Source organism: Vibrio neptunius, assembly GCF_000967495.1.
Classification (GTDB): domain Bacteria; phylum Pseudomonadota; class Gammaproteobacteria; order Enterobacterales; family Vibrionaceae; genus Vibrio; species Vibrio neptunius.
Genome location: NZ_JXXU01000023.1, coordinates 137,257 through 143,256 on the forward strand (window position 1 = coordinate 137,257; position 6,000 = coordinate 143,256).

Sequence of the window (6,000 nt, forward strand, 5' to 3'; positions counted from 1 at the left end):
ACCCGCACACAGATGCGGGTTTTTTTATACCTAAAATACCGGAAGAAAACGATTAACAGTGTGGTAAACACACAAGTCAGGAAGGAAGCAAACATGAACGATCAAGTCATTATTTTCGACACCACATTGCGTGATGGCGAACAAGCGTTGTCAGCAAGCTTGACAGTTAAAGAGAAACTGCAGATTGCCTATGCGCTAGAAAGGCTAGGTGTTGATGTAATTGAAGCGGGGTTTCCCGTCTCATCTCCTGGTGACTTCGAATCCGTGCAGACCATAGCTAAACACGTAAAAGACAGCCGAGTCTGTGCGTTAGCACGTGCCGTTACGAAAGACATTGACGCTGCAGGTGAAGCGTTAAAAATCGCTGATCAATTCCGTATTCATACCTTCATTTCTACTTCCACCGTTCACGTCCAAGACAAACTACGCCGCAGTTATGATGACGTTGTCGAGATGGCAGTCAAAGCGGTAAAACACGCCCGTCGCTACACTGATGATGTCGAATTTTCCTGTGAAGATGCTGGCCGTACCCCAATTGACAATTTATGCCGCATGGTTGAGGCCGCTATCAACGCTGGTGCTAACACGATAAACATTCCTGATACCGTTGGTTACACAGTGCCAAACGAGTTTGGCGGAATTATCCAAACTCTGTTTGATCGTGTTCCAAATATTGATAAAGCCATTATTTCTGTTCACTGTCACGATGACTTAGGTATGTCAGTCGCTAACTCAATTGCAGCTGTTCAAGCAGGCGCACGACAAATTGAGGGTACGATCAATGGTATTGGTGAACGAGCGGGGAACTGCTCCCTAGAAGAGATCGCGATGATTATCAAGACTCGTCAGGAATTCTTGGGTGTTCGCACTGGTCTTAAGCATGATGAGATTCATCGCACCAGTAAATTGGTCAGTCAGTTATGTAACATGCCAATCCAAAGCAACAAGGCAATTGTTGGTGCCAACGCATTCAGTCACTCTTCAGGCATCCACCAAGATGGCATGCTAAAGAACAAAAACACTTACGAAATCATGACCCCAGAGTCAATCGGTCTGAAAAATCAAGCGTTGAACTTAACCAGCCGCAGTGGACGTGCTGCAGTGAAAAGCCATATGGATAGCATGGGCTACAAAGAAGACGAGTACAACTTGGATGCGCTATACGAAGACTTCTTGAAACTGGCTGACCGCAAAGGCCAAGTCTTTGACTACGATTTAGAAGCGCTAATGCACTTTTCTAACTTGCGTGAAGAAGACGATTTCTACAAATTGAACTACCTAAGCGTTCAGTCAGGTAGCGTCATGGCAACCACAAGTATTAAACTGCAATGTGGTGATAAAGAGACGTCTGAAGCTGCGGTAGGGAACGGCCCTGTTGACGCGCTTTACCAGTGTATCTATCGCGTCACCGGATATGATATCGTGCTAGACAAGTTTGATTTAACAGCGAAAGGCGAAGGTGAAGACGGGCTTGGTCAAGCTGATATTATCGCCAACTACAAAGGTCGTAAATACCATGGTACTGGTGTATCAACAGACATCGTAGAAGCTTCTGGTCAAGCACTACTGCACGTAATCAACAGCATTCACCGTGCAGATAAGATTGCCGAAATCAAACAGCAAAAAATCGCAACAGTATAAATAGACTCTAGGGATGCGAGTCATCTCTGGAACAAAAGATATAAAGATTAAAGGATTACCATGACAGACAAATCTTACAATATTGCCGTTCTACCAGGAGACGGCATTGGCCCAGAAGTAATGCAGCAAGCACACAAAGTGCTAGACGCCATCGAAAAGAAACACGGTATTGCTTTCTCTCGCAACCAACACGATGTGGGTGGTATTGCCATCGACAACCATGGTTGCCCACTACCAGACAGCACAGTAAAAGCCTGTGAAGAAGCAGATGCAGTACTATTCGGCTCAGTCGGCGGCCCTAAGTGGGAACATTTACCGCCAAATGATCAGCCTGAACGTGGTGCTCTTTTACCTCTGCGTAAGCACTTTCAGTTGTTCTGTAACTTGCGCCCAGCCCAAATTCACAAAGGCCTAGAAGCTTTCTCACCTCTACGTGCAGATATTTCTGGCAATGGCTTTGATATCGTCGTGGTACGTGAATTGACAGGTGGTATCTACTTCGGCCAACCAAAAGGTCGTGAAGGCGAAGGAGCGAATGAAAAAGCATTTGATACCGAGATTTATCACCGTTTTGAAATTGAGCGCATCGCTAAAATAGCGTTCGAATCAGCGCGCTTACGTCGCAAAAAAGTGTGCTCTATCGATAAAGCGAACGTCCTACAGAGCTCTATCCTGTGGCGTGAAGTGGTCGAAGAAGTGGCGAAAAGCTATCCAGATGTCGAGCTGTCACACATGTACATCGATAACGCGACCATGCAGCTAATCAAAGATCCTGCGCAGTTTGACGTCATGCTGTGTTCAAACATCTTCGGCGACATCATCTCTGACGAATGTGCAATGATCACTGGTTCTATGGGCATGTTACCTTCTGCCAGCTTGAACGAAAGCCAATTTGGCTTGTATGAACCAGCAGGTGGCAGTGCACCAGACATCGCAGGTAAAAACATCGCAAACCCTGTTGCACAGATTCTTTCTGCTGCACTAATGCTGCGTTACAGCCTAGGTGAAGAAGCTGCTGCACAAGATATTGAAGCAGCAGTATCTAAAGCACTGTCTGCTGGAGAGCTGACCGCCGACCTAGCAGGTGACAATCCAGCCCTTTCGACATCAGAAATGGGCGATAAAATCGCTGAGTATATTTTAAATTCATAATAATTATTCGCACCTGATAAGCCGTTGTCAGGTGCTATACACGGGATAGTAATAATGGGCAAAACACTGTATGAGAAAGTCTACGATGCACACGTTGCCGTAGCCGCCGAGGGTGAGAACCCAATTTTGTATATCGATCGCCACTTGGTACACGAAGTGACTTCACCTCAGGCCTTCGATGGCCTGCGTGAAAAAGGTCGTCAAGTGCGTCAGGTCAGCAAGACCTTTGCTACTATGGACCACAACGTTTCCACCACTACTAAAGATATCAATGCATCTGGTGAGATGGCACGTATTCAGATGGAAACGCTGTCAAAGAACTGTGAAGAGTTTGGTGTCACTCTTTACGACATTAACCACAAATACCAAGGTATCGTGCATGTAATGGGCCCAGAGCTGGGTATTACCTTACCTGGCATGACGATCGTTTGTGGTGACTCTCACACAGCCACTCACGGTGCGTTTGGCTCATTAGCTTTTGGCATCGGTACTTCTGAAGTTGAGCACGTTTTAGCGACTCAAACGCTAAAGCAGGCACGAGCCAAAACGATGAAGATTGAGGTGAAAGGTAAGGTTACCCCTGGCATCACAGCGAAAGATATCGTTTTAGCCATCATTGGTGAGACAACAGCAGCTGGCGGTACGGGCTATGTAGTTGAGTTCTGTGGTGAAGCAATTACTGATCTAACGATGGAAGGTCGTATGACAGTGTGTAATATGGCTATTGAGCTTGGTGCCAAGGCGGGTCTAATCGCACCTGATGAAACCACGTTCGAATACATCAAAGGCCGCAAATTCGCACCTCAAGGAGATGATTTGGAAGCAGCTATTGAGTACTGGTCTTCACTCAAAACTGATGAAGATGCAGAGTTTGATGCAGTCGTCACTCTAAATGCTGCGGAAATCAAGCCTCAGGTGACTTGGGGTACAAACCCTGGTCAGGTAATCGCCGTTGATCAACCTATCCCAGCACCAGAAAGCTTTGCAGATCCTGTCGAGAAAGCATCAGCAGAAAAAGCATTGGCGTATATGGGGCTAGAAGCTGGCAAAGCACTATCAGATTACAAAGTCGATAAGGTATTTGTTGGTTCTTGTACTAACTCTCGTATCGAAGACATGCGCGCGGCTGCACAGGTAGCAAAAGGCCGTAAAGTTGCAGACAACGTGCAAGCTCTTATCGTACCAGGCTCTGAGCAAGTCAAAGCGCAAGCAGAAGCAGAAGGCTTAGACATCATCTTTAAAGAAGCGGGCTTTGAATGGCGCCTTCCTGGCTGTTCAATGTGCTTGGCGATGAACAACGATCGCTTAGGTCCACACGAACGTTGCGCATCAACTTCAAACCGTAACTTTGAAGGCCGCCAAGGTCGTGATGGCCGTACCCATTTAGTAAGTCCTGCGATGGCAGCAGCGGCAGCAATTGCTGGTCACTTTGTAGATATTCGTGAGTTGGACTAAGGAGAGAACAGATGTCAGGTTTTAAACAACACACAGGCTTAGTCGTTCCTCTAGATGCCGCGAACGTCGATACTGATGCCATTATCCCTAAACAATTCCTACAAAAAGTTTCTCGCTTGGGTTTTGGTAAACACCTATTCCATGATTGGCGCTTCCTAGATGATGCAGGTGAGCAGCCAAACCCAGAGTTTGTAATGAATGCACCTCGTTATCAAGGTGCCTCTATCCTACTCGCTCGCGAAAACTTTGGCTGTGGTTCATCACGTGAACACGCTCCATGGGCACTGGCAGACTATGGCATCAAGGCGATGATCGCGCCAAGCTTTGCCGATATTTTCTATGGCAACTCAATCAACAACCAAATGGTACCGGTTCGTCTCACAGAGCAAGAAGTCGATGAAATCTTCCAATTTGTAGAGGCAAATGAAGGGGCACAGGTTGAGGTCGACTTAGAAGCCAACCGAGTTCGCGCAAACGGTAAAGAGTATTCATTTGAGATCGACGAATTCCGTCGTCACTGCTTGCTAAATGGCTTGGACAACATCGGTTTGACACTACAGCACGAAGATAAAATTGCCGCTTATGAAGCCAAGATTCCAAGCTTCCTAAAGTAAGCTAAGTTAACACTCTATTAAACAAAAGGTTGGCCACGGCTAACCTTTTTTTTGGGGCGCTGAAACAAACTTGCTTTTCGCTAGGTCTAGTAGTTAGACCAATCGCATTAATTAGATGTTCAGAAAATTGCGTAGGGAAAACCGCTTAGAACAAGGCAAAGATTGCAGCTAGCTAGTTGTTCTACCTACAAAATCTTTAACGCAGTTATCAGCGGTTTTAACAAGCAAGAATGATAAGATAATTGGTGTGATTGGTATCAAAACACTTTTACAAAGGACTTAACCTGATGATGCGTATTATTACTTTGCTACTGACTCTTATCTCGTTTCATTCATTTGCCGCACCAAAATCAGAGCTTTGGCCTTTTTGGCAGCAATCAAATCAAAGTAATACCACCGCGATTTCTCATCAGGACTGGCAATCTTTTCTAGATAGCTACTTGGTCAAAGATGGCGACAATACCCTAGTGAAATACGGTTCTGTTTCACCTAGAGATAAGCAAAACCTAAAGCAGTATATAGCGACACTAGCGGCTATTGATCCTAGAGAGCACTCCTCAAGTGAACAGTACGCTTATTGGATCAATCTTTATAATGCAATTACTGTCAACTTGATCCTTGATGACTACCCAGTCAAGTCAATCACTAAGCTAGGTGGACTATTTAGTTTTGGTCCATGGGGAGATGAAGTGGTTACAATCGCCGGTAAGAAGCTCACTCTCAATGATATTGAACACCGCATTCTTCGCCCAATTTGGAATGACCCTCGTACTCACTATGCGGTGAACTGTGCCAGCTTAGGTTGTCCAAATCTACAAACCCGAGCTTTTACTGCTGATAATACCGAGCAACTCTTAGAGCAAGCAGCTAAAGAGTTTATTAACAGTAATAAAGGCGTCCTTCAATTAAAAGGCAAGACTCAGCTTTCTTCCATTTATGATTGGTTTGCAGAGGACTTTGGGAACAAACAAGAATTAATTCAACACCTAGCTAAATATCGCCCAGAATTAGCAAATCTAAACGGCAAATTTAGTTATGAGTACGACTGGGATTTGAATGATAAGGAATAGCGGAAAGAGGATGAGGGATGCGGGATGCGGGAACGGGCTTCGCCCTACGGAAAACTGGAAAACTGGAA

General features: G+C 45.5%; 5 protein-coding genes. All 5 read left to right on the forward strand.

Annotated elements, in window-relative coordinates; all coding sequences use genetic code 11:
- Nucleotides 1–93 precede the first annotated feature (93 nt).
- The 5 genes from leuA to TW84_RS09550 all read left to right on the forward strand — a co-directional run bounded on the left by leuA (nt 94) and on the right by TW84_RS09550 (nt 5,932).
- Nucleotides 94–1,641, forward strand: coding sequence for a 2-isopropylmalate synthase (leuA, locus tag TW84_RS09530; RefSeq protein WP_045975425.1), 1,548 nt, complete (start codon nt 94–96; stop codon nt 1,639–1,641).
- Nucleotides 1,642–1,701: 60 nt separating this feature from the next.
- Nucleotides 1,702–2,793, forward strand: coding sequence for a 3-isopropylmalate dehydrogenase (gene leuB / locus TW84_RS09535; RefSeq protein WP_045975426.1), 1,092 nt, complete (start codon nt 1,702–1,704; stop codon nt 2,791–2,793).
- A gap of 54 nt (nt 2,794–2,847) precedes the next feature.
- Nucleotides 2,848–4,248 carry a 3-isopropylmalate dehydratase large subunit gene (gene leuC, locus TW84_RS09540; protein ID WP_045975427.1) on the forward strand — a complete coding sequence of 467 codons (1,401 nt, stop codon included), beginning with the start codon at nt 2,848–2,850 and terminating at the stop codon, nt 4,246–4,248.
- A gap of 11 nt (nt 4,249–4,259) precedes the next feature.
- Nucleotides 4,260–4,862 carry a 3-isopropylmalate dehydratase small subunit gene (gene leuD, locus TW84_RS09545; RefSeq protein WP_045975428.1) on the forward strand — a complete coding sequence of 201 codons (603 nt, stop codon included), beginning with the start codon at nt 4,260–4,262 and terminating at the stop codon, nt 4,860–4,862.
- A gap of 287 nt (nt 4,863–5,149) precedes the next feature.
- Nucleotides 5,150–5,932 carry a DUF547 domain-containing protein gene (locus TW84_RS09550; RefSeq protein ID WP_045975429.1) on the forward strand — a complete coding sequence of 261 codons (783 nt, stop codon included), beginning with the start codon at nt 5,150–5,152 and terminating at the stop codon, nt 5,930–5,932.
- The last annotated feature ends 68 nt before the right edge of the window (nt 5,933–6,000 follow it).

Bases quoted from the DNA above. Each gene is read 5' to 3' on its own strand.
- leuA (WP_045975425.1), top strand. From the start codon at position 94: ATGAACGATCAAGTCATTATTTTCGACACCACATTGCGTGATGGCGAA.
- leuC (WP_045975427.1), top strand. From the start codon at position 2,848: ATGGGCAAAACACTGTATGAGAAAGTCTACGATGCACACGTTGCCGTA.
- TW84_RS09550 (WP_045975429.1), top strand. From the start codon at position 5,150: ATGATGCGTATTATTACTTTGCTACTGACTCTTATCTCGTTTCATTCA.
- leuD (WP_045975428.1), top strand. From the start codon at position 4,260: ATGTCAGGTTTTAAACAACACACAGGCTTAGTCGTTCCTCTAGATGCC.
- leuB (WP_045975426.1), top strand. From the start codon at position 1,702: ATGACAGACAAATCTTACAATATTGCCGTTCTACCAGGAGACGGCATT.